Source organism: Aquirufa rosea (assembly GCF_004118285.1).
GTDB classification, from domain to species: Bacteria; Bacteroidota; Bacteroidia; order Cytophagales; family Spirosomataceae; genus Aquirufa; species Aquirufa rosea.
In genome coordinates, this window is the sequence record NZ_SDHY01000003.1 from 309,592 (window position 1) to 332,726 (window position 23,135).

Annotated in this window: 22 protein-coding genes; 7 read left to right on the plus strand and 15 right to left on the minus strand. The window is 38.2% G+C overall.

All coding sequences use genetic code 11. The annotated features are described in order from the left end of the window. From ESB04_RS06445 to ESB04_RS06460, 4 genes are all read right to left on the minus strand, one after another. Complete coding sequence (locus ESB04_RS06445) at window positions 1–1,092, minus strand: M20 family metallo-hydrolase (protein WP_129026905.1); 1,092 nt, start codon at window positions 1,090–1,092, stop codon at window positions 1–3. Next, window positions 1,093–1,878 (minus strand): acetylglutamate kinase, encoded by a 786-nt coding sequence (gene argB, locus ESB04_RS06450; RefSeq protein WP_129026906.1) that lies wholly within the window; start codon window positions 1,876–1,878, stop codon window positions 1,093–1,095. A gap of 4 nt (window positions 1,879–1,882) precedes the next feature. Then, a complete protein-coding gene (locus tag ESB04_RS06455) occupies window positions 1,883–2,857 on the minus strand; it encodes a Rossmann-fold NAD(P)-binding domain-containing protein (RefSeq protein WP_129026907.1) in 975 nt (324 codons plus the stop codon). Window positions 2,858–2,945: 88 nt separating this feature from the next. Beyond that, entirely contained in the window at window positions 2,946–3,500 is a 555-nt protein-coding gene (locus ESB04_RS06460; protein WP_129026908.1) for a GNAT family N-acetyltransferase, read from the minus strand. Window positions 3,501–3,643: 143 nt separating this feature from the next. Here ESB04_RS06460 and ESB04_RS06465 point away from each other — a divergent pair, with 143 nt between their 5' ends. After that, the gene (locus ESB04_RS06465; protein WP_129026909.1) at window positions 3,644–6,256 is read left to right on the plus strand and encodes a TonB-dependent receptor domain-containing protein; all 2,613 of its coding nucleotides are present in this window, start codon (window positions 3,644–3,646) and stop codon (window positions 6,254–6,256) included. Window positions 6,257–6,352: 96 nt separating this feature from the next. Here ESB04_RS06465 and ESB04_RS06470 read toward each other — a convergent pair whose 3' ends face one another. Beyond that, window positions 6,353–7,327: a polyprenyl synthetase family protein gene (locus tag ESB04_RS06470; RefSeq protein ID WP_129026910.1), complete on the minus strand. Its 975-nt coding sequence runs from the start codon at window positions 7,325–7,327 to the stop codon at window positions 6,353–6,355. An 86-nt stretch (window positions 7,328–7,413) separates the two neighbouring features. Between ESB04_RS06470 and ESB04_RS06475 the strand changes: the two genes are divergently transcribed. Further along, a complete protein-coding gene (locus tag ESB04_RS06475) occupies window positions 7,414–8,301 on the plus strand; it encodes a patatin-like phospholipase family protein (RefSeq protein ID WP_129026911.1) in 888 nt (295 codons plus the stop codon). Window positions 8,302–8,366: 65 nt separating this feature from the next. On the opposite strand, the gene frr is transcribed toward ESB04_RS06475, so the two are convergent. Genes frr through ESB04_RS06490 form a run of 3 tightly spaced genes read right to left on the minus strand, consistent with a single transcriptional unit; the run spans window position 8,367 to window position 10,404 of the window. Beyond that, window positions 8,367–8,927, minus strand: coding sequence for a ribosome recycling factor (gene frr / locus ESB04_RS06480; protein ID WP_129026912.1), 561 nt, complete (start codon window positions 8,925–8,927; stop codon window positions 8,367–8,369). 15 nt (window positions 8,928–8,942) lie between these two features. Beyond that, complete coding sequence (gene pyrH / locus ESB04_RS06485) at window positions 8,943–9,653, minus strand: UMP kinase (protein ID WP_129026913.1); 711 nt, start codon at window positions 9,651–9,653, stop codon at window positions 8,943–8,945. Window positions 9,654–9,708: 55 nt separating this feature from the next. Then, window positions 9,709–10,404: a fatty acid desaturase gene (locus ESB04_RS06490; RefSeq protein WP_129026914.1), complete on the minus strand. Its 696-nt coding sequence runs from the start codon at window positions 10,402–10,404 to the stop codon at window positions 9,709–9,711. Between the two features lie 82 nt (window positions 10,405–10,486). On the opposite strand from ESB04_RS06490, the gene ESB04_RS06495 reads away from it, so the two are divergent. Continuing rightward, window positions 10,487–12,244 (plus strand): family 43 glycosylhydrolase, encoded by a 1,758-nt coding sequence (locus ESB04_RS06495; protein ID WP_129026915.1) that lies wholly within the window; start codon window positions 10,487–10,489, stop codon window positions 12,242–12,244. Here ESB04_RS06495 and ESB04_RS06500 read toward each other — a convergent pair. The 3 genes from ESB04_RS06500 to dusB all read right to left on the minus strand — a co-directional run bounded on the left by ESB04_RS06500 (window position 12,236) and on the right by dusB (window position 15,489). Beyond that, window positions 12,236–13,504, minus strand: coding sequence for a DUF2851 family protein (locus ESB04_RS06500; protein ID WP_129026916.1), 1,269 nt, complete (start codon window positions 13,502–13,504; stop codon window positions 12,236–12,238). The genes ESB04_RS06495 and ESB04_RS06500 overlap by 9 nt on opposite strands. Before the next feature lie 100 nt (window positions 13,505–13,604). Next, window positions 13,605–14,504, minus strand: a complete 900-nt coding sequence (locus tag ESB04_RS06505; protein WP_129026917.1) for a DMT family transporter — start codon at window positions 14,502–14,504, stop codon at window positions 13,605–13,607. Then, window positions 14,497–15,489 (minus strand): tRNA dihydrouridine synthase DusB, encoded by a 993-nt coding sequence (gene dusB / locus ESB04_RS06510; RefSeq protein ID WP_129026918.1) that lies wholly within the window; start codon window positions 15,487–15,489, stop codon window positions 14,497–14,499. Before dusB ends, ESB04_RS06505 begins: the two co-directional genes overlap by 8 nt. Window positions 15,490–15,522: 33 nt before the next feature. On the opposite strand from dusB, the gene ESB04_RS06515 reads away from it, so the two are divergent. From ESB04_RS06515 to ESB04_RS06530, 4 genes are all read left to right on the plus strand, one after another. After that, window positions 15,523–16,476 carry a CPBP family intramembrane glutamic endopeptidase gene (locus ESB04_RS06515; RefSeq protein ID WP_129026919.1) on the plus strand — a complete coding sequence of 318 codons (954 nt, stop codon included), beginning with the start codon at window positions 15,523–15,525 and terminating at the stop codon, window positions 16,474–16,476. Further along, complete coding sequence (locus ESB04_RS06520; protein WP_235832188.1) at window positions 16,473–16,679, plus strand: hypothetical protein; 207 nt, start codon at window positions 16,473–16,475, stop codon at window positions 16,677–16,679. Before ESB04_RS06515 ends, ESB04_RS06520 begins: the two co-directional genes overlap by 4 nt. Window positions 16,680–16,687: 8 nt before the next feature. After that, entirely contained in the window at window positions 16,688–17,518 is an 831-nt protein-coding gene (locus ESB04_RS06525) for a phosphatidate cytidylyltransferase (protein ID WP_129026920.1), read from the plus strand. A 61-nt stretch (window positions 17,519–17,579) separates the two neighbouring features. Further along, window positions 17,580–18,305 (plus strand): peptidase associated/transthyretin-like domain-containing protein, encoded by a 726-nt coding sequence (locus ESB04_RS06530; RefSeq protein ID WP_129026921.1) that lies wholly within the window; start codon window positions 17,580–17,582, stop codon window positions 18,303–18,305. 1 nt (window position 18,306) lies between these two features. On the opposite strand, the gene ESB04_RS06535 is transcribed toward ESB04_RS06530, so the two are convergent. Genes ESB04_RS06535 through ESB04_RS06550 form a run of 4 tightly spaced genes read right to left on the minus strand, consistent with a single transcriptional unit; the run spans window position 18,307 to window position 23,135 of the window. Further along, window positions 18,307–20,418 carry a carboxypeptidase-like regulatory domain-containing protein gene (locus ESB04_RS06535; RefSeq protein ID WP_129026922.1) on the minus strand — a complete coding sequence of 704 codons (2,112 nt, stop codon included), beginning with the start codon at window positions 20,416–20,418 and terminating at the stop codon, window positions 18,307–18,309. Further along, window positions 20,415–21,578 (minus strand): hypothetical protein, encoded by a 1,164-nt coding sequence (locus tag ESB04_RS06540; protein ID WP_129026923.1) that lies wholly within the window; start codon window positions 21,576–21,578, stop codon window positions 20,415–20,417. Before ESB04_RS06540 ends, ESB04_RS06535 begins: the two co-directional genes overlap by 4 nt. Next, complete coding sequence (locus ESB04_RS06545) at window positions 21,575–22,411, minus strand: SagB family peptide dehydrogenase (protein ID WP_129026924.1); 837 nt, start codon at window positions 22,409–22,411, stop codon at window positions 21,575–21,577. Before ESB04_RS06545 ends, ESB04_RS06540 begins: the two co-directional genes overlap by 4 nt. A gap of 4 nt (window positions 22,412–22,415) precedes the next feature. Then, window positions 22,416–23,135: a tetratricopeptide repeat protein gene (locus ESB04_RS06550; RefSeq protein WP_129026925.1), complete on the minus strand. Its 720-nt coding sequence runs from the start codon at window positions 23,133–23,135 to the stop codon at window positions 22,416–22,418.

Sequence of the window (23,135 nt, forward strand, 5' to 3'; positions counted from 1 at the left end):
CTATAAGGTTTTATGTTGGTATTGAACAATGGTTTCAGATAGTAAATCTTGGTAGATCTGAATACCTTGTTTTATTTCATCTAAGTAAATAAATTCATCTGCTGTATGAGATCTGCCTGAATGTCCAGGGCCAATTTTTACTGAAGGACATTTTAGTAATGCTTGGTCAGAAAGAGTAGGTGAGCCGAAAAGTTCGATTCCCAATGCTTTTGCTGCCTGGCATACTACATGATTTTCCTCCATTTTACTGGATTGAAGTCGGATGGACCTAGGCTTTAATTCTGAAGAAAGTTCCTTTTGTAAAATTTCAAGAATTTCTTCTAGTCTATAACATTCATTCACTCGACAATCGATGGTAAATTCGCAGGTGTCCGGAATGACATTATGTTGTTTGCCTCCTTGAATGATGGTAACAGTTGTCTTCACGGGTCCCAAAACAGGAGACACCTTTTTAAAAGATAAATTGGCGATTTTTTGAATATCCTGCATGGCCACATAAATTGCATTGACGCCTTCATTTCGGGCGGCATGCCCAGCAATTCCATGAGCAATAGCATCGATGACCATTAACCCTTTCTCAGCTATGGCCATTTGACAATCCGTCGGTTCACCTACAATAGCCCAATCAATTGTGGGAAAACTAGGTGATTGCAAAAGGGCTTCGATTCCATTTTTTCCTGATATTTCCTCTTCTGCCGTTGCAGCCAAAACGATATTGAAGGGTAAGTCCTTTTTATCATAAAAAGAACAAAATGTTTGTATCAAACAAACCAGGCTAGCGCCAGCATCATTGGACCCCAGACCGATGAGTTTACCCTCCTTTTCTGTCGCCTCCCATGGATGGAATGTCCAGGAGTCATTGGCTTTTACCGTATCGTGATGAGAGTTGAGTAAAATATTGGGTTTTTTAGGGTCAAAATGTGCATTGACTGCCCAAATATTGTGTAAAAATTGTTGAGGTTTTATCCCTTTTTGTTCTAAAAAAGACTGAATAATTTGAGCGGTACCTGCTTCCTCTCTGCTCAATGAAGGGCATTCTATCAGCTGTGATAGTAGGGATTTGGCTTCTATATAGTCAGAATCTTTGCACATCTATGCAGTAATTTTAGTGCCTCCTTCATTTAATAATACCTGACTTGCATGGCAAAGCCGAACGGTATTAACACCCTGAGATATGGCTTTAATAGCATTTTCTAATTTTGGAATCATTCCTGCTGTTACGATTCCTTGCTCTTTCAATTGTAGGAATGAGGCTTCATGGATATGTGGAATCACGGAGTTATCATCTTCCGGATTGCTTAATACCCCATTTTTTTCAAAACAATAGGTTAAGGTTACCTCGTAAAACTCACTCAAACCTATGGCGATAGCTTGGGCCATGGTGTCTGCGTTAGTGTTTAAAAGTTGCCCCTGTTTATCTGCTGTAATTGGGGCAAATACGGGATAATATCCCTGTTGCACTAATTCATGTAAAGCTTTTCCGTTTACTTGTTCAATATCACCTACCCAACCATAATCAATGGGATGAGGTTTTCTTTTCTTGCTAAGTACAAGTGCCGCATCTGCCCCCGTTAAACCTAGCGCGTTCTTCTGCTTAGATTGTAAGGTTGCCGTGATGGATTTATTGATCCAGCCTGCATATACCATGGTGACAATCTTTAAACTGGCAGTATCAGTTACCCTACGACCCTCAATCATTTGGCTTTGTATTCCTAGTTCTTTAGCCATTTCAGTGGCAATTTTTCCGCCTCCATGAACTAGGACAAAGGGGGATTTGATTTTGGAAATATCGGTCAAAAAAGCTTCCAATAGAGGAGGGTTGTCTATGACATTTCCTCCTATTTTAATCACCTGAAGTTTGGGAAGGGCTGCGCTCATGTGTTTAAAATAAATAGGGACTTTCTTTTTTAGCTAGTGACAAAAGCATCTCTTTGAGTACTGTCTGAGCCGCCCAAACACGATTTCCAGCTTGTTGAACTACTATGGAATGCTCAGAATCCAACACAGCGTCTTCTACCACTACATTTCTTCTGACAGGTAAGCAGTGCATAAATTTGGCATCATTGGTTAGTTTCATTTTTTCCATGGTGACCATCCAAGCGGGATCTGAGTTAAGGATTTTTCCATATTCTTGGTAAGACGACCAGTTTTTGGCATAAATAAAATCAGCCCCTTCAAATGCTTCTTTAGGGTCATAACATATTTTCGCATACCCGCTAAATTCAGGAGCTAATTCATAACCTTTAGGATGGGCAATAGTGAAGTCTACATCCGCATGATTCATCCATTCGGCAAATGAATTCGGTACACATTGAGGTAAGGCTTTTACATGCGGAGCCCAAGTTAATACAACCTTAGGTCGCTCTGTTTTTTTAAATTCTTGAATGGTAATAAGGTCGGTCAAGGACTGTAAGGGATGGCGAGTAGCAGATTCTAAGCTAAGAATGGGTCTGCCGGTATATTTCATGAATTGTTTTAATACCAATTCGGAATAATCTTCGTCTCTATTGGTTAAACTAGGAAAACTTCTAATCCCGACAATATCACAATATTGACCAATCACGGCAGCGGCTTCTGAAACGTGTTCTGCCTTGTCGCCATTCATGATGACTCCCTCGTTCATTTCCAGTTGCCAGGAGTCTGCTCCTACATTCATCACCATGACACTCATTCCTAGATTTTGCGCTGCTTTTTGCGTGGACAATCTCGTTCTTAGGCTTGAATTAAAAAATAATAATCCGATGGTTTTATTTTTTCCAATAAAACAATCGGAAAAGGGAGCTCTTTTCATTAAAAGGGCTTCATTAACCAATTGCGGAATATTATAGGCGTCGTGAATGGAAGTGAAATGATGCATAAGATGAGGTCCTTGACAGGGTTTGGCTAGTTTAATTCAGTAAAAATACCGAAAAATGCTCGAAAGGAAACAAAATAGCAGAATTAAGTTAAGCATTTCGAAGAAGGAGCTTCCAAGTAAATACTTCTAAGCCTGTTGGTTGGATGAGTGTTTTTTGACCCGTTTGAATGAATTGGTTTTTTTTCAGAACCGCTTGAGAGGCAAAATTTTCTATGGGTGTTTCTGCTACTAAATACTTGAGGTCTATATCTTGACTTGCCCATTCGATGGCATATTGAAGTGCTTCGGTGGCATATCCTTTTCCTCTAAATTTTTTATCCAAACAATAACCTACCTCGGTAAAGCCCTCATTATTGGGTAATCCCGAAAATCCAATTCCCCCTATAGAACAGGATTTTTCCATTAGGATAATTTCCCAATTTGTATACCAAATAAAATCGAAGGGAAATTTTCTAGTCATAGGAATCCAAAAATCTTGAAGAGCAGATAGGGTTTCCTCATGGTAAAACTTTTCAAGTTCCCAGGAATTATGTTGTAAACCTATTTGAGATTCTAATGCTTCACGTCCATATTCTTTCCAAGTGACCAGTAATGAATGGTCCAGAGGAATTAATTTTAAGCGAGGAGTTTTTATAGATATCATGTTTTGTAGACGTTTTGCATCCTTGAAATTGACCTACAAATTATGACTATTGGTCGCAAAAAAGAAATTACTTATATGGAATACAACAGTTTTGTAGTCGATTTTATCTTATTAAAATCAAAAAGCCAATTATAAAATAAACTATGAAAAACTTATTCGCTCTGATTGCCTTAGTAGTATGTGCAGGACAGCTTAAAGCTCAGGTACCTGGTGGGTTTGGTGCTCCTCCAAGAACAACTCCTGCACCAGCAGTTGCTACACCGAAAGGAAATGCAAAAATTATAGGCTATGCCTTGGATTCCACAGACAATAAACCAGTGGAATTTGCCTCGGTAGCTTTAATCAATAAAGCGACTAATCGTCCAGTAGATGGAACGGTAGCTGACCAAGTAGGAAAATTTACCTTGAATAAAGTGGCGGTCGGAAGTTATAAAATTGTTATTTCATTTTTAGGATACGAAAGCAAAACTATCTTCATTGATATCAGCGCAAAGAAAGACGACCATGACTTGGGAGTAATCAAAATGCAATCCTCCACCAAGATGTTGCAGGAAGTTACCGTAGAAGGTCAGAGAGCCATGATTGAAGAAAGAGTGGACCGTACTGTTTACAATGCAGAGCGTGATCAGACCAATAGAGGAGGGGATGCTACTGACGTTTTGAAAAAAGTTCCTATGTTATCTGTCGATTTGGATGGTAACCCTTCTTTAAGAGGTTCTACCAATATTAAGGTATTGATTAACAACAAACCTTCTTCCATCATGGCAGCCAATGTGGCCGATGCTTTAAAACAGATTCCAGCGGATATGATCAAGACGGTAGAGGTAATTACGTCTCCATCAGCTAAATACGATGCTGAGGGCTCTGCAGGTATCATTAATATTGTAACTAAAAAGAACACTTTACAAGGCCTTACTTTAGGTTTTGATTCCAGTGTGGGTGTGAGGGGATCTAATATGTCTTTAAATGGCAATTTCCGTAATAAGACTTGGGGCATGTCATTGGGTGGATTTGGCCGTTCTCAGTACAATGTGACTGGAAAATATGAAAATACTCAAACCACGAAAAGTCAGGGTGTGGAAACTATTAACTTTCAAACAGCTGAAAGTAGAACCAACAATCTATTCGGTAATTATCAAATAGGTTTTGATTGGGATATTAACAAGTACAATTCCATTACGGCTTCATCTAGATTTGGAGTAAGAAATGGTAATAACTATCAAGATAATTTACAACAGATTCGTAATGGGGTTTTGACTAGTTTGAGAAATACTAACTCTTCCGATGCTTCTGGAAATGTGGATTTGAATATTGATTATTCTCATACGTATGATACTCCACAAAAAGAATTTAGTATTTTGTCTATGTACAGTCGAAGCAACCGTACTAGTGATTTCTACAATGACATCATGAACCCAAAAGCTACGATGAGTCAAATTTTAAGTTCCATCAAAAATGAGAACTTGGCATATAATGAAGAGGCTACATTTCAACTGGATTACCAGACTCCTATTTTGAAAAATCAAATGGTGGAATTTGGAGCAAAAGGAATCTTGAGAAATGCATCCTCCGATTATAAATCATTCATTAATCCATCTGGAAATAATCCAGCAGGATATAATCAAGTGAATTTAGCAACTTTACCTACCAACGTTTTTGATTACAATCAAAATATCTGGGGTACTTATGCTTCTTATACCTTAACCACTAAAAACAAATGGAGTGTTAAAGCGGGTGCACGTTATGAGCACACTGATATTTCAGCTAGCTTCTTAAAGAAAGAGGGTCAGAACTTGAGCATTCCTCCCTACGGAGTTATTGTACCTAGCTTCAATATGTCGAAAACATTTAAGTCTGGTACTTGGAGATTCAGTTATAACAAGCGTATTCAACGTCCATCGGTTCAATTCTTAAATCCAAACGTGAATGCAACAAACCCATTGAACATCTCAACGGGTAATCCAAACCTGGCTCCAGAGTTTACACACAATTATGAGATTGGTTACAGTAAATACATTAAGTCGTTCTACATTTCTTCTGCTTTGTTCATGAGAAATACGACTGGTGCGATTAACCAAATTCGTGAGGTGATAGGAGATACAGTTAAAACACGCTCTGTCAACATCGGAAATGAGGATGCGTACGGTTTAAACTTAAATATCAATGCCAATTTAACTAACCGCTTGATGATTGGTGGAGGGGCTGACTTCTCTTATTTGAAGTTGGCAAATAATGTTCCTGATCCATTGTTGAATGCAAAAAATGAAGGATTAGTTTCTAACTTCCGCATCTTTGGTAACTACAATTTAGGCAATGGCTGGGGGGCGCAACTATTCTCTTTTTACCGTGCTAATGAGATTCAATTACAAGGTAAGCGTGGTGGTTTTGGAATTTACAGCTTAAGCTTTAAGAAGGATTTCAAAAACAAGAAGGGAAGTGTAGGTTTTGGAGCGGAGAACTTCTTTACCTCCGAGATGGTCATTCGCAGCGAGACGGTTACTCCAATTATTTCACAAGTTGGATTTAATACGATGCGTAACATGAACTTCAAGGTTAATTTCTCATACCGTATTGGTAAAATGAGTTTCACAGGAACCAAGAGGAAGAAATCAGTGAATAACGACGACCAAAAAGATAGTGGTAGTGGAGATGCGGCACCGCAGCCAGTTCAAGCTCAACCAATGGGAATGCCAGGAGGAGTAAGAATGGGTGGAGGCACTGGAGGTGGAGGAATGGGCGGAGGTCGTCCGAGATAAGATTTTGTTTTAAAGTAGTTTAGTGCTTAAAACTGGAAGCCCATGGTTTCCAGTTTTTTTTGTGCCCTTTAAATTAAGCTAATTTATTGGAGGCGTCTATTTATTTCTTTCGATGGTATATCCAAGCAAATCATTTAAGGAATTTCGATACTTGGATTCTGGAAATTTATTGAGTATTTCTCTGGCCTCCGCAGCAAATTCATGCATCCTTTTGGTAGCATATTCTAATCCACCTGTATTTTTAACAAATTCAATAACTTCCCGAATACTTTTTGGGTTTTCAGAATCATTTTTAATTAAATGAATGATTCTTTTCTTGGTACCTGAATTGGTGTTTTGTAGAGAATAAATCAAAGGTAATGTCATCTTTTTCTCCTTAATGTCTATACCTAGGGGTTTACCTATTTCTGCATCACCATAATCGAAAAGATCATCTTTGATTTGAAAGGCTATGCCCACTCGATCACCAAAGTCGCGAGCAATTTGAACATTTTCTTCACTGGCACCTACGGATTGTACACCCACAGCACAGCAAGCTGAAATAAGCGTAGCAGTCTTTTTACGAATGATATCAAAATAGATATCCTCAGTAATATCTAATTTTCTAGCTTTTTCTATTTGCAATAATTCCCCTTCAGACATTTCTCTTACTGCGGTGGAAACAGATTTTAGTAAATCAAAATCATCGTTTTCAATGGACAGTAAAAGGCCTTTGGACAACAGATAGTCTCCTACCAATACGGCAATTTTATTCTTCCAAATAGCATTGATGGAGAAAAAACCTCTCCGGTAATTAGAATCGTCTACAACGTCATCATGTACTAGGGTAGCTGTGTGTAGCAATTCAATGAGAGCAGCCCCGCGGTAGGTTTTTTCATTGATTTCACCCATTACTCCTGCAGAGAGGAATACAAACATGGGACGCATCTGTTTTCCTTTACGCTGGATGATGTAATTCATGATGGTATCCAATAGCATGACTTTGGAACGCATGAATTGACGAAACTTCCCTTCGAATGCTTTCATCGGTTCCTCTATGGGTATTTGAATTGATGAAAGCGAGTAGGACATATTAATGGAGAAAGAAGTTCTAGGCTTGTTAATTTTCGTAAATTTAAAACAATTTAAGACAAATTGACCTTTCAATATCCAAATTTATGAGTAAGATTTTGGCATTAGCTGGAGGCTCAGTGAAAGGAGCATTTCAAGCAGGAGTGATTCGAGCATTATTTGAAAGAGGTTATCAGCCAGATTTAATTTATGGTATTTCGGCAGGTAGTTTAAACGCTGCTTATTTAATTGACCAGTTTGGAAGGCAAAAGTTAAGTGGAGAACCCATAAATTTCCCTCAAGCGGGGAAAGATTTATGGGATTTTTGGGAAACGAGAATTACACACCCCGAGTGTTTATCGAAACCTCTAGGCATATTTGAGTTGGGGTGGTCGGCTCTTACTAAAAAGTTTCGAGGTTTGGTGAGCACCAAACCATTAAGAGAACTTGTTGAAGGAGTTTTGGATATGCGTAATCTTCAGGCTAGTCCAATTGAAATGCGCATCGGTGCCGTGAATATTATTGAGGGGGGTATTCATTACGTTGATCCTAGTTATCAGCATTTTTTTGATTATTTATTAGCCTCCTCTGCTGTACCGATATTGATGCCCGTGGTGAATATTAACCAGGATAAGAGGCGGAGTTTTTTAGATGGAGGTTTACGCGATGTGGCACCCTTACAAAAAGCTATTAAAGATGGTGGAAAACACATTGTTTGTATCAGTTGCCACACTCAGACCATTGAAGGTGGGATTTTTGATACAGGTGATTTGCTTGCTTTGGTTGATCGGGTGATGGATATAGCAGTCAATGAAATTCTAAATGCAGATTTAAAGGAAGCTTTACTTATCCAAAATCAGCGCAGCGATTTGTCCATTATTTCCATTAGGCCCATTCAGCCATTGTCTATTGATATACAAAATTTCAACAAATTGGACATTCGCAGAATGTTGGAAATAGGCTATGCCATGGGTAAGGCTGAAGAGTATTTTTAGCATTTCAAATTTTGAGAAATAAAAAAGCTGGCCTAAGGACCAGCTTTTTTATTGGGGATGAAAAACTAGACAGACATGATGTCTTTTTCCTTATCCATAAATATTAGATCTATTTTGGCTACAAAAGCATCCGTTAATTTTTGAATACGATCTTCAGCTGCTTTGATATCATCTTCTGCAACTCCTTCACCCTTTAGTTTTTTGATGCTATTGTTGGCATCTTGTCTAGCATTACGGATATTGATTTTGGCAGTCTCAATTTCTTGTTTAACGCGTTTTACTAGATCTCTTCTGCGCTCTTCTGTCAAGGGAGGAATCGACAAACGAATTAATTCTCCGTCATTCATTGGGTTTAAGCCCAAGCTAGAATTACGAATGGCTTTTTCGATTTCACCAAAAATGCCTTTTTCAAAAGGTTTAATAGCAATGGTTCGGGCATCAGGAGTTGTGATGGATGCCGCACCTGTAATTGGAGTTGGAACTCCATAATATTCAATCATTAAACCATCCAACATATTGGTGCTGGCTTTTCCAGCTCTAATTTTTGAAAGCTCAATATTAAGGTGTTTGATGGCACCTTCCATTGTTTCTTGTCCTGCTTCGATATAAAATTCTATCTCCTCCATGTAATTTGATTGTTATTAACTAATTAATGTACCTACCTCTTTTCCAGAAACCAAATCACATAGGTTCCCAATTTTGTTCATATCAAACACGATAATCGGTAATTTATTTTCTTGGCAAAGAGTAAATGCCGTGGTATCCATGATTTTTAGGCCTTTGCTGATAGCTTCAGAGAAGCTTAAATGAGAATAACGAGTAGCATTGGGATCTTTCTCCGGGTCGGCAGTATACACGCCATCTACACGAGTTCCTTTTAAAACTACATCGGCCTCGATTTCAATGGCACGAAGAGAAGCGGTCGAGTCAGTAGTAAAGTAAGGGTTACCTGTTCCAGCTCCGAAAATGACAATCCTACCTTTTTCTAGGTGGCGCATGGCTCTTCTACGAATAAAAGGCTCACATACGGCTTCCACTTTAATGGCAGTCATCATGCGGGTATATAAACCATGTTTTTCTAAGGAAGCTTGAACGGCCATTCCATTGATTACAGTGGCTAGCATACCCATATAATCTCCTTGAACTCGATCGATTCCCGCTTTGGCGGCACTTGCACCTCTAAAAATATTTCCACCTCCGATAACAATGGCCACCTCAACCCCTAAATCATGTACTTTTTTTATTTCTGCGGCATATTGATCTAAAATATGTGGGTCAATCACTTCTGTGGGAGTGGAAAGCGCTTCACCAGAAAGTTTTAGTAGGATTCGTTTGTATTTGGGTTCAGACATTGGGATGTTTGGGGTCGATTATGTGCGCTGCAAATTTAGAAAAAATATTCATCTATCAGATAGAAATTTGGCTGTTTTGCTCCTTTGCTTCCGTTAATTTCCACCAAGGTAAAAAGGGCTTGTCATGGTGCTCATAATGATAACCAAAATTGTAACAAGAGATGAAGGCCCAAAGATGATTTTTGGTCTGACTTCTGGATTGATGAATATTATTTGCTTCATGTTCTCCTCGGTGAGGCAAGTAAGTGCCAAAATAAAACAGCTGGAGGGTGGCAAGGATGGCAGGTAATTCCCAAATCAGGATGATGTTTTCCATGGGAAACCAAATTTTTAAAACATTATAAGTAATAGCCATGGCCAGAATCTGTGTCCAGTGAACATATTGAAACATAAATTTAAACCACCAAATGAAAAAGTTTCCCTGATGTACATCTGGGTCTTGGTCCGTATTTACGTAAGCATGATGCATGTGATGCTTTTTCCTCAAAAGACTATAATTGTTAAAGGCAAATAAAGTGGCACATAGTCGGCCGATACCATGATTCAACTTAGGAAATTCTGGAGAAACTACTCCGTGAATGGCATCATGTGACGAAATAAAAAGACCTGTATAGAGATGAGTTTGAATCAATATGCCCAAATATAAAAAAGGATTATTCCAATTAAGTGGCGTTTGAATCCAGTATATCAAGTGAAGTGACCAACAAAGGATGATTATCCCTGCGCTCCATATACCGGTATATTTTTTCATAAAGGATATATAATTTTGTCTTTGTAAAATTGGTGTTTTTATCGTTATCAATGTGTATTTTAAGCAATATTTTCGAATCAAAATGATGAAAACCCTCTACTTAACATGGATAATGGCCATTTGTTTGGCAGTCGATAATAGTTCTCTTATAGCACAATCTACTTATTGTAATCCGATGAACTTGGATTACGGTTTTACCCCGATTCCCAATTTTTCTGAAGCGGGTAGGCACAGGGCCACAGCGGATCCTGTGATAACTTATTTTAAGAATAAGTATTATTTGTTCTCAACCAATCAATGGGGCTATTGGTGGAGTAAGGATATGTTGAAATGGAATTTTGTTTCTAGAAGATTTTTGCAACCTTATCACCGAGTATATGATGAATTATGTGCTCCGGCGGTTTTCGCCATGGGTGATAGTTTATACGTGATTGGATCTACTTATGCCAAAGATTTTACCCTTTGGTCTAGCAGTTCCCCTGATACTGATACCTGGCGGGAATCGGTACACGCCTTTACCGCGGGAGCTTGGGATCCGGCTTTTTTTCTGGATGATGATGGTCGGCTGTATTTGTACCATGGTTCTAGCAATTTCTATCCGATGTATGGTCAGGAGATTGATCGTAAGACCATGCAGCCTACTGGAGAGAGAAAGGAGTTGATTCGTTTGAATGATGAAGTACATGGCTGGGAAAGGTTTGGGGAGTATCAGGATAATACCTTTTTAAAGCCCTTTATGGAGGGGGCTTGGATGAATAAATACCGCGGAAAATATTACTTGCAATATGGCGCACCGGGTACGGAGTTTTCATCTTATGGTGATGGAGTCTATATTTCAGATAAGCCTTTGGGACCATTTACTTATCAGGCACACAATCCCTTTTCCTTTAAACCTGGTGGTTTTACTCGTGGTGCCGGTCATGGAGCCACTTTTCAAGGACAATATGGAAATTGGTGGCATGTGTCTACTATAACTATTGCCGTTAAAAATAGCTTTGAAAGGCGTTTAGGATTATGGCCTAGTCGATTCGATGCAGATGGTATTTTGTATACAGAAACGGCTTATGGAGATTATCCGCATAAAATGCCTACCTCGACTTTTGAAAAGCCCTCAGATTTATTTACTGGATGGATGCTGTTGAATTATAATAAGCCTGTGCGGGTATCATCTAGCTTGCCAGGTTATGGGGCTAATTTTGCAGTGGATGAACAAATGAAAACGTATTGGTCGGCGACCTCAGCTAAAAAGGGGGAATTTATCGAGTCTGATTTAGGGGAAATTTCCACTGTTCATGCCGTACAAATCAATTACGCGGATCAAGATGTAGATTCAAGTTTTTTGGGTAAAATACCTGGAATATACCATCAATACCGAGTGTTGGCTAGTAAGGATGGTAAAATTTGGCAATTAATCGTTGATAAATCAAACAATAAAACGGATGTGCCGCACGATTATGTGGAATTGGTTAAGCCGGGGGAATTTAGATATATCAAATTGGTAAATGAGCACATGGCAGCAGGGAAATTTGCCATCAGCGGATTGAGGGTTTTTGGGAAGGGGCATGGGGAAATGCCAAAAGAAGTTAAGGATTTTGTAGTTCTCCGAGGAGAGCATGATAAAAGGTCGGCATGGATAAAATGGCGACATGACCCCAAGGCCACTGGATATGTACTATATGCAGGTATCGCACCAGATAAATTATACACCTCAGTTCAAGTCTTTGGAGCCAATGAGTATTATTTTAAATCCATGGATAAGGACAGAACCTATTATTTTCAAATTGAGGCTTTCAATGAAAATGGTATAGGTAAAAGAGGCCCCATTTTGAAATCAGAGTAGGATAAATTTACCCACGGAGCAATCCAAGCATTTTTTAGGTTGACAGTAGTGTTTATACCAATGTAAACAGGCTTGAGAATCATGGGCATTGTTAATGACCAAATCATTTTGGATATAAATACGGGTAATACCATTAAGCTCTGCTTCCATTTCAAAAAGCCATCGATATGCTTTTTCGGTATAATGTAGTTTTTGATGTACTTCTGAGTAAGCTAAAAGCAGGGGAATGAAGGTGTTTATACAAATGGACTGAAAGGTTGATTTTCCAATTTGGTTGCGGGGTTTTTTACTCATTTTCCCAAAATGGTAATGTTTAATCCAATAGGAATCCGCGCTAAGCTCAAATAGTTTTCGTATGACATTCAGGTCGTTGAATTCTAGTAAAATTGAAATTAAGGAACAATTGTTCCGTATAACTTCTGCAAACTGTGCGAGGCGGATGGTTGGAAAATTGGCGGGTCTAAGGCGTAAAAATTTCCAATCAGACAGTTTTAAATAGGATTCTTCCCATTGGTATTTCTTTTTGAGATGAATGTATTCTCTTCTAAGCTCCCAATGGTACTCATCTTTGATGGGTTCTTCTAACATACCTGCTTGCCCCATCATGGCAGCTTCTATGCTTAAAGGTCTATCTCGATTTCTCCAAATTAATTTGAGAGGAATGGCCCTGCTAAGTCGCAACATAGGTTCAGCATTAAGTCCAAAACCAAAGCTTTTACACAGAGACTGATAGAAGGTTTCCTCCCAATCTTGTTGGTTGCAATGCCATAGTTCCAAGACGGCTCTGCATTTTGATTTCATCCTTTTTTCTGCACAAAGGGTGAGCATTTGAGTTTTTAGTTCATGTGGTACTTCCTGAAAAAAGGGTTGACAAGTTAGGTTGTTGGTCGAGGCTCTAGCCAATTCCATTAAGTTTTCTTTTTGCACCCGATGGCATAATTCCAAGGTAGCTATTTCACGTCCATCTTGATAATAGATAGGTAAATCTGCTTTCCAAACTACATGCAAAATCACATTTTCAAAATCGCTGTCTTGGTGATGCGCATGTGCAAGCCAATCAGAGGACAATACGTGCAACTCCACCGATCCAATCCAAGCCATAGGTCCTAGGATGATGTGAGCCTCTTGAAAATCCGCACCAGCATGTGTATTTAGATAGCCAGGGTGGATGATTTGGAGAAATTCGCCTTGCTGAGTTTGCAGGTTTTTGGGGTTGAAGCGTTGTTTGCTCCAAATTTGACTTAGGATGAGCTCGTTCATGGCTAGATATAGAACCTATTTGTTAGGTCTAGGCAATCTAGCCATGGAAAATATAAGTTGTTTGGTATTCTAAAGTTTTACCTTTGACATGATGATATTATCAGTTTTTGGTCTGATTAACTTGGTACACGCCCCAAAGTAAGATGCACATGAATACGATTTGGGACCAATAAATACTTTCTCCATCCAATAAACCCCAAATGACGGCCACGATTGGGATTAAATAAGTGACCGAACTGGCCACAAGGGCATTGGTCCACTTGATCAATTGATTGAAGAGAACCATGGCTATAGCTGAACCGAAAAGTCCTAAGGCCATGGCGGCAACTAGCGGCCAAATAGCAGCATGGTCAGACAGGGGACGGGCGAAGAAGCCTGAGTAAGCTAAAAGCATCAGGGCTAAAGGACCAATGAGCATGAATACCCCAGCGGTGGAAGTGAGGGGGTGGATATCAGAGAATTTAGATTTTACGGTGTGTAAATTGATGCCATATAAGAAGGTAGCTAAAATCACCCAAAGAGCATGCACGTTGAATTGAAGACTAAAGCTCTTACCTGCTACCAATAAGCCTATACATCCAATTAGACCCAAAACGATTCCTCCGGTTTGTTTTAACTCAAATTTTTGTTGGAATAGGAGAATACCAATGATCAAGGTAAATAATGGAGTAAAGGCATTTAACATTCCAGACAAGGCGCTAGGCAAATGTTCCCCAGCTATGGAAAATAAAATGGCTGGCAATAAATTTCCTGTTAATCCAGCTAAGAGAAAGGAGGGCCAGTGATTGGCTTGAATGTACTTTCTTCTTTTGATGAATAAAGGAAAAAAAAATAAAGCTGCCGAAACAATACGTAAAGCTCCCACCTCCATAGCGGAATAGGTGCTAAGGCTTTTTTTAACTAAAATAAATGAGCTCCCCCAGATGATAGAAATGGCTGCAATGGCCAAAGCCACCCATAATGTGGGAACTTTTTGTTGGACTGATTTTTCTTTATTCATGGACAACTGTCTGATAATGCTCCGCAATTTCTCTCAAAATTTGAGATATTTCTTCGTAGGAATGAGAAGTAACTAATCTACTTCTGAACGGTTTGAAATGATCCATGCCTCGGAAATAATTGGCATAATGTCTGCGCATTTCTACAATACCCCCATGATTTCCTTTCCAACGAATGGAGAAATCGAGGTGACTCTGACAAACCCGAATACGTTCTTCTAAATTAGGAGGATCTAAATGGGTGCCTGTTTGGATAAAATGTTTGATTTCATTGAAAATCCAAGGGTAACCGATGGTGGCTCGTCCAATCATGATACCATCTACACCATATCTATTTTTATATTCTAAGGCTTTTTCTGGGGTATCAATGTCTCCATTTCCGAAAATAGGTATTTTGATCCGAGGATTATTCTTGACTTTGGCAATTAATTCCCAATTTGCTTCGCCTTTGTACATCTGTACACGTGTACGGCCATGGATGCTCAAAGCTTGAATACCTATATCTTGTAATCTTTCAGCTACATCTTCAATGTTTTTGGTAGACTCATCCCAACCCAATCTGGTTTTCACGGTAACAGGTAAATTAGTCGCGTCCACCACAGCTTTGGTCATGGCGACCATTTTGGGAATATCTTGCAAAAGGGCAGCACCGGCACCTTTGCAAGCCACCTGTTTGACTGGACAACCGTAATTGATGTCGATTAAATCAGGTCCGGCTTGTGTGGCAATTTCGGTACAAGAGGCCATCGTTTCTATGGATGAGCCAAAAAGTTGAATACCAATTGGGCGTTCATATTCAAAAATATCTAGCTTTTGAACGCTTTTGGCAGCATCTCTGATTAATCCCTCAGAGGATATAAATTCAGTATACATCAGGTCTGCTCCATTCTCTTTGCAAACCGCGCGGAAAGGAGGGTCAGATACATCTTCCATGGGTGCCAAAAGCAGAGGGAAAGATCCTAATTCGATGTTGCCTATTTTTACCATTCTCATTAAAAATTCAGTAAATTTACTACCATTATGGAAGAAAACTATATTTCTGGACCCGCGCGTTGGTTTGGATTAATTTCAAAGTTGCTCAGTTTATTAGGATTTTTTCTCCTAGGGAGCTTTTTAGGGCAGTTTTTTGGATTAATGGCGGTGGTTTTAATATTGGAAATTCCTGCTGACAATGTACCTGAATTTCAAAAATTGATGTTGGATTTCATGGCAAATCCAGAGAAATATCAAGATGGTTTTAAGGGGGTTATGGCATTGCAGTGGTTTGTTTCATTGTTCTCTTTTGTAGGAGGTACTTGGGCCTATCTACGATTTATTGAAAAGAGGACTTTATATGATTTGAGTCCTATCACTGCGCCTTCTCTTCGGATTTTTTCTTGGGCTATTATCGCTTTGTTAGTATCTATACCCTTGATGGAATTTATTATTGAATGGAATCAGTCCATTATTCTACCTCCTGGTTATGAGGCTTTGGAAACTTGGATGCGAGCTTCTGAGGATAATATGGCTAGGCTAACTAAGTTTTTACTGAATTTTGAGACTCCCATGGATTTTGTCACTGCCCTAGCAGTAATCGCAGGAATGGCGGCCATTGGTGAGGAATTGTTTTTTAGAGGGGCTTTGCAAAATTTGTTTGAAAGGCATTTGGGGAATGCACATGCGGCTATTTGGTTGTCTGCGGCTATATTCTCTTTTATTCATTTTCAATTTTATGGCTTTATCCCAAGAATGATACTAGGTGCATTTTTTGGGTATTTGTACGTGTGGTTTAGGAATATTTGGTTACCCATATTAGCGCATTTTTTTAATAATGCATGGACATTAACCTTGTCCTATTTACATCAGGAAAAAGTAATTGATTTGGATCCGGAACAAGTGGGGGAAGTAATTCCTTTTTGGTCGTCAGTAGTTTCATTAATCTTCTTTATATATTACATTCGTTTATTACATCAACAAAAAGAAGAAGAGTTATGATGATGGATTGGGTTTTAGTGGGAAGTTCTTCCAATGGCATTGATTTGGAATTACAAAAATCGATGTTAATGGAGCGCTATGACATTCCAGCCGTGGTAATCAATAAAAAGGTTAGCCCATATAATCTTGGGGTGTACGAATTATATGTACATGAAGATCATTTGGAAACGGCTCAACTAGCCATCAAAGAATCAATGAATTAATTTTATCTATGGGATTATCAAATTTGAGTAATTTATGGCAAAGGGTAATTGCGGCCTTAATTGCTATTCCTTTTTTGTTGTTCTGTATTAATTTCAACGATTATACTTTTCTGGGTTTATTTTTGTTGATTGGAGTGTTAGCCCAGTTGGAGTTTTATAAATTAGTGGGAAGTTTAGAGGGGAATTTACCATTGACCTTTTATGGTACCTTTTGTGGAGTAGTCTTGCATTTGCTGACATTTTTTATTGAGAAAGGTATGATAGGTTATCATAATTATTACATATTGTCTCCACTATTAACGGTCATATTTTTTATCAAATTATATAAATCCAATGACGGAAAGCCCTTTCAAAACATAGCATTCACCTTTTTAGGGATTATTTATGTGGCATTGCCTTTTGCTTTATTGACGGTTTTGGCCTTTATGCGATCAGGTACTTATGACCCTAATATTATAATGGGTTGTTTATTTTTGTTGTGGGCTAGTGATTCTGGGGCTTATTTTGCCGGAACCTATTTTGGCAAAACTAAATTGTTTGAAAGAGTTTCTCCTAAAAAATCTTGGGAGGGCTTAATTGGAGGACTGATTTGCGCCATGCTGACAGCTTATATAATTTCAGGTTATTTTACCAATTATGAAGTATGGGAATGGTTTGCTATAGGGGGAATCATAGTGGTGGCAGGTACTTATGGTGATTTAGTGGAATCTTTATTTAAACGCAGTATTAATATTAAGGATTCAGCGAATACGATACCAGGTCATGGAGGATTTTTAGATCGCTTTGATGGCTTGTTGTTATCTATTCCATTTATTATCACCTTTTTAAAATTATTTTAATTTTCATTCGTTAAGCCAACGTATATTTGAGGTTGAAATTAACATTATGAAGTGCAGCTCGATGAAAATTGACAAACGAGGATTATTCGGACTTTTCTTTTTGCTAGCATGTCTTGGTCAAGATGTTTTGGCGCAAGGCCAAGATAAAACGGTTTTGTTTTTAGGTAGAGTGGTGACAGCCAGTAAAGCAGAAGATTTACCTTTAGCCTATGTCTACAATCCTAAAGCGGGTCGGGGGGCTCTCAGTGATAATTTTGGCATGGTTGAGATGTATGTTTTCCCAGGTGATAGCTTGGTATTTACCTATGTAGGTTATCAAAAGAAATATTACATCATCCCTAAAAATACGGATCAGGTACATAGGGCCATAATTTCACTTTCTGAGGAATCTAAAATTTTATCCGAGGTAAAGGTCTTTCCTCACAGCTCAGAGGAGGAGTTTAAACAAGCCTTCTTGAAAATGCGCTTGCGAGATGAAAAGCAGAGAGGTATTTTGGCCAATAATTTGGAACAATCAAAACTGAACGTTTTTGCCTTACAGGCTGGCATGGGCGCATCGGCTAATTTTAGAAACTTTTCAGATCAAATGGTCTCTGCGCAGGCAAACAAGACATTCTTTGCTAGTCCTATGCTTTCTTTAACCAATCCTTTTGCATGGATTAGTTTTATTCAATCCATCAAAAATGGAGATTTAAAGAAAAAAGAATGGAAAAAGGCTTATGAATTTTTGCCCAAAGAAAATATTTCCAGGCAGCAATTCTTGAGAGAGACGAATTCCAACAAATAGCTTATAATCTTAGCTGTACTCCCCAATAAATAATTCTTTTTTGAAAATATTCTTCAAAGGAAAATTGGTAATCGGAGCTATAATTCATGGATCTCACATTATCGCGATTAAACACATTGCTTACCGACAAATAAGCAATCCATGCTATTTTTTTAGATGAAGCAATTTGTCTGCTCAACATGGCGTCTGTCCTCCAATAGGGAGTGAAACTTTCCTTCGTTTTTGAATCAAATTGAGGGATGAAAATTTGTAATTCGGGAGAGAATTCTGATGAAATAAGTCGGGAGTAATACGTTCCAGCTCTGAATACATTACTTAAGCTGAGGTCAACTAATTTCCATTTCCATTGCGATTGAGTTCTGATAAAATAGGGAACCTGATAGGGGGATGCTATTGAATTGGTACCTAGGTTAATCTGACTCCAATGACTTCCAATACCTATTTCATGTTTTGATTTAGAAAGTAAAATTTGAAAGTTAGATTCAAATCCCCAGGCATGTGATGCATTTAGTGAAGACTTTTCCGATTTGTAAAAAAGACCAAAGCTCCATTTGTTTAATTCATTTTCTTGAACCCAATCCCATGAAATTTGCTCTGTGAGCATAGGGATATAATCTTTTTCATTGGTAAACCAATTGGCTATTTGATTGCTGTAGGCCAAATTCATGTAGGTAGTATTCGGATTGAAAAACCATCTCGAATGTATTTGTTTAGACAAATGAGAGGTGTTTAATTGAACCAATTCACTCCACTTTAAACTTAATCCCAATCGTATTCTAGATGATAGGGAATAGTTGTTAGAAAGAAATACCTCATGTTGTGCTGAAGCCGATCTATTCGAAAACTGAATGGAAGCGGCAGTGGGTCTGTAGTCAAAAGAATAGAGAGGTTTGGTGATTTGATAGTCAGTTTCGGATAATAGCCATTGATAGCCTAGTTTTATCGTCCAGTTTTCTTTTGGGAACATTTGATAATCAATTCCCGTAAATATTTGCCTTTTCCTGGGTTGATAGCTGTAGTTTCCGGTACTATCTGCTTGCCGTGATTGACTAAAGCCCAATTTCAATATCCATTGTGATTTTTCTAGCAGCTTTGATAGATGAATCGTTTGAGTATGTCTATTTTTTTGATAATTAAAAAGTCCTTGATAGGATGGGTGCTTGAAATTACTGGCATATTTCTCTTTCATGAACAGGCTAAATAGCTTTATTCGCCATAGATTTTTAGTTTGAAAATAGGCATTCATACCCCAATCACTTTCACTGAAATTAGGGATATCTATCAAGGAGCTTGGATTGATTGATTTAAGTAGAGAACTAAATTGATGATGCGCAAAAACATTGATACCATTTTTACCCTTGGCCCAAGGGGTATAATTGATTCCACTCTGAGCCATGCTCAGGTCTACGTCCACGTGTTGGGGTACAAATGTTTCATTGCTTTGTATTTGAACAATTCCGGTGCTTGCGTTGATGAGTTCAAGCGGTGGATTACTAGGAAAAATCAGTAAGTCCTTGATCGTGTTGATGGGAATTAAGCTGAAAGTTCCCAGGCTAGACATTTGGGTAAATTTGATCGGTTCGGGGATGGGAATGTCGTTGATATAAATTTGTGTTAACTGAGGATTACTACCTCTAAAGCTAATGGAGGCGGATTCGCCATAGGGACTAGCTGCCGAGGAGGATTGCACGGCTAACAGTGGGTCAGCTTTGGAAGAGGCATTTAAAACGATATCCAATGAACTTAATTTTTCATTGATAAAATCTTCCGACATAGGTACACTAGCTTTTACTCGTACCTCTGCCAATGCATGGGGTTGATCCAATTCCATTCGGACAAGTAGTGATTCGTTTTTTAATAGTAGCAGATGTTGTTTTTTATATCCTAACATGGAAACAATTAAGGTATCAGGAAGACCTTTGGGTAATTCTTTGAAATGAAAATCTCCAATAGAGTCGCTTAATGTGCTTAGTTTGTTTTTGATTAGTTGAAGACTTACATGATCTAATTGAAGTCTACGGTAAGAATCGATGACTTTTCCTTTTAGGCTATTTTGAGCCATCAATGGAAAGAGAATTAATAAAAAGCAAATTAGGAGGTAAAAGCTTTTCATGGGAATACACTAATGAGATATGGTATAATGATCCAGAGAGCTAATAGGCAATAATAGGCCGTTATGAAGCAGTAGCTCAATACTATATAGCTAAGATATAGGTAGTCTTTACCTGTAATAGCAATTTCATTTCGATGAAAGAAATTTGATTTCCATTTTTGGAAAGATCGGCTTGCTTCATGAAAAAGGGCTGGTTCTCCCATCCATTCCGTAAGTAGGAAATAGCCATCAGTTCCTGGAATAAAGGGGATCGCATTGAATAGAATTCGAAATGCGATGAAGCACTGTAATATTTTCCAATGGGAAATCCATGTTATATCTGATATTTGTTGTAGAATGACATTGATTCCAACAAGCAAAGAAATGTCGAAGAAAATACCTGCCGTAATGACCGTGATGCGGTGTTTTTGATTTTCCCAAAAATGTAATGAATTGGTATTGATGTGCACAAAGGGGATAAATCCCAAGACCAATGAAAATCCTAAATCAGCTACTAATCCACCATATTTTAGATAAATGAGATAATGAGCAAACTCATGTAAAAAGGTGGTAAACAGTAATCCAGAAATCAGAAATGGTAATAAAAGTTGATTACTATGTAAATCTATGTCTAACCACTTTTGTACATATCCATCAATAAATAAAAGAGGAAATATACCAGCCAATAATAAAAATAGTGTTAATAATTGGCCTGCTAATTGGACCCATTTTTTTTGAGCTATAAATTCCATCCAGGATTTCTCTAATGGGATTTTAGCGATTTTGTAAAAGCGCAAATTGCCCTTTCCAATGAATTCTATGGGTATGGAAAGGAAGTAAAAGCATTGGCTTAGGATAAGTTTCCAAGCAGAAAAGTGTGCTTTCTGATTGGCTGATTTTTGTAAAAGGTAAATTTTAAAGGCATCTTCTGTCATCAATAGCCCTATTTCTTCCGAGTATTGAATTAAATCTTGAAGAACATTTTCCTCTGCCTCGAAATTCTTGGATATAAATTCCAAGCTGAGTTGGCAATCCTTGTGGGTCACGAGATGATTCAGTATTTCCCATTCCACTTGGCTGATGAGTATTAAAGTATCTTTCCAGGTATGTTTAAAATAAAGATCACCAGCGCTTTTGTTGCTGTAAATCAACTTAAAATCAGGGTTCAAGAGGTAGTTCATATTCCTTTACCTAATGAGAGTGCTAAAAGTGTAACTTGACTTGGATGTTTATATCCAATTAATCGTGCCATTGATTCATCGTCAAACCCACCAATGGCACAGCTGGCAAGTTCTAATGATGCGCTTGCCAAATACATGGCCTGAGTTATTTCACCAGCCTCGATCATGGCCCATCTAATGCCTCTATTTAAGTATTTGAAACAGGATCTCTCCAGTTCAGCACCTAGAATAATAAACGCACTAGCATGAGCATAAGCAATGTCATTTTTTTGATGAGTGAACAATGATTTATTCAAATTTTGATTTAAGTCTTCCGCACTTGAAAACTTATGTATTAGTTTTAGCTTGAAGGAAAAAATATCATATAAGAAAATTCCAATGGGGAGTTTCTCTATATGTTGGTTAATAAGATATACATCGATGGGGTAAAGCCCACCTCCCGACGGGATATTTCTTCTAGGAGGTATCAGCATAGCAGGGTCATAATGTTGGGTGATGGAATAGCTTAATTGAAGAAAATGGGAGAGTTCTTGGAGGCTGATGTGCTCATCAGATTTATAATTTCTCTGACTAATTCTCAATTGATTTAACTGATGTAAAGCCTCGGCTAAGGGGGCTAATTCTTGAGTATTTAGTAATTCGAATTCTTCGCAAAAGCCCATTTCATAGCTATGCTGGCTGATATTTCGCATGAAGTATTCGCTAGACATTACAGCGTGTAATCGCTCACTGTATTCTTTTGCTTGATAGCTATACAGCTTACTTTGTTCCAAAAAGTCATAAGAGACATCGGAAATACAGGGTTCAAATAATAGATTTCTAAGCTTGTTCATGGCATTATAATTTGAAATGTTGAAAGGAGGTATTTTCAGGGAACTTGGTTTTGGCTTCCTGTAAATACTGCTGCGCTTTCGATTTTTGATTTTCCTCTTTCAAGAATCGAATGAGGTATAAATACGATTCGGAGAAACCCCATTGAGGTTCTTTAGTATGGATGAGAGGGTTTTGAAATAAGTGGATGGCTTTAGTTAAATTAGCTTCAACCCGTTTTCTCCCTCCATAAATTTTGGGAGTATAATAATCGTAAATAGCTAATGCATAATATGCTCTTGGGTTTTGAGGATTGAGTTCGATGGCTCTTTCGGCTAGCTTGCCGACCTTTCCAGCTTTGATGGGTAAAAGGAAAACATTGGTGAAGTTTAATTTTAGACCATCAATCAATGATTGTAGGGCAACTACCTCTGAGTTTGTTTGATTTATTTTTCCTAATAATTTGGTAGCATGCTCCAGGCATTGTTCCGCTTTTTTTTCTTCTGAAGGATTTGAAAGCTTGTAATTAAAATAGTCCATGTAATGGGCGTAAGCATTCCAATAGTAGTACTGATAATCGTTGATAGGATGGCTATTCATAAAAGAAATGATTTTTTGAAGACTATCTTTGGGTGTTTTCCAAGTGATTTTTTGAATTTCTTGAAGCATAGTTTCCATGTTGCCTTGTGATTTGCTGAACCAAGGGAAAAGTAGGAATAACGATAGAATTAAGACTGTTTTTTTCAT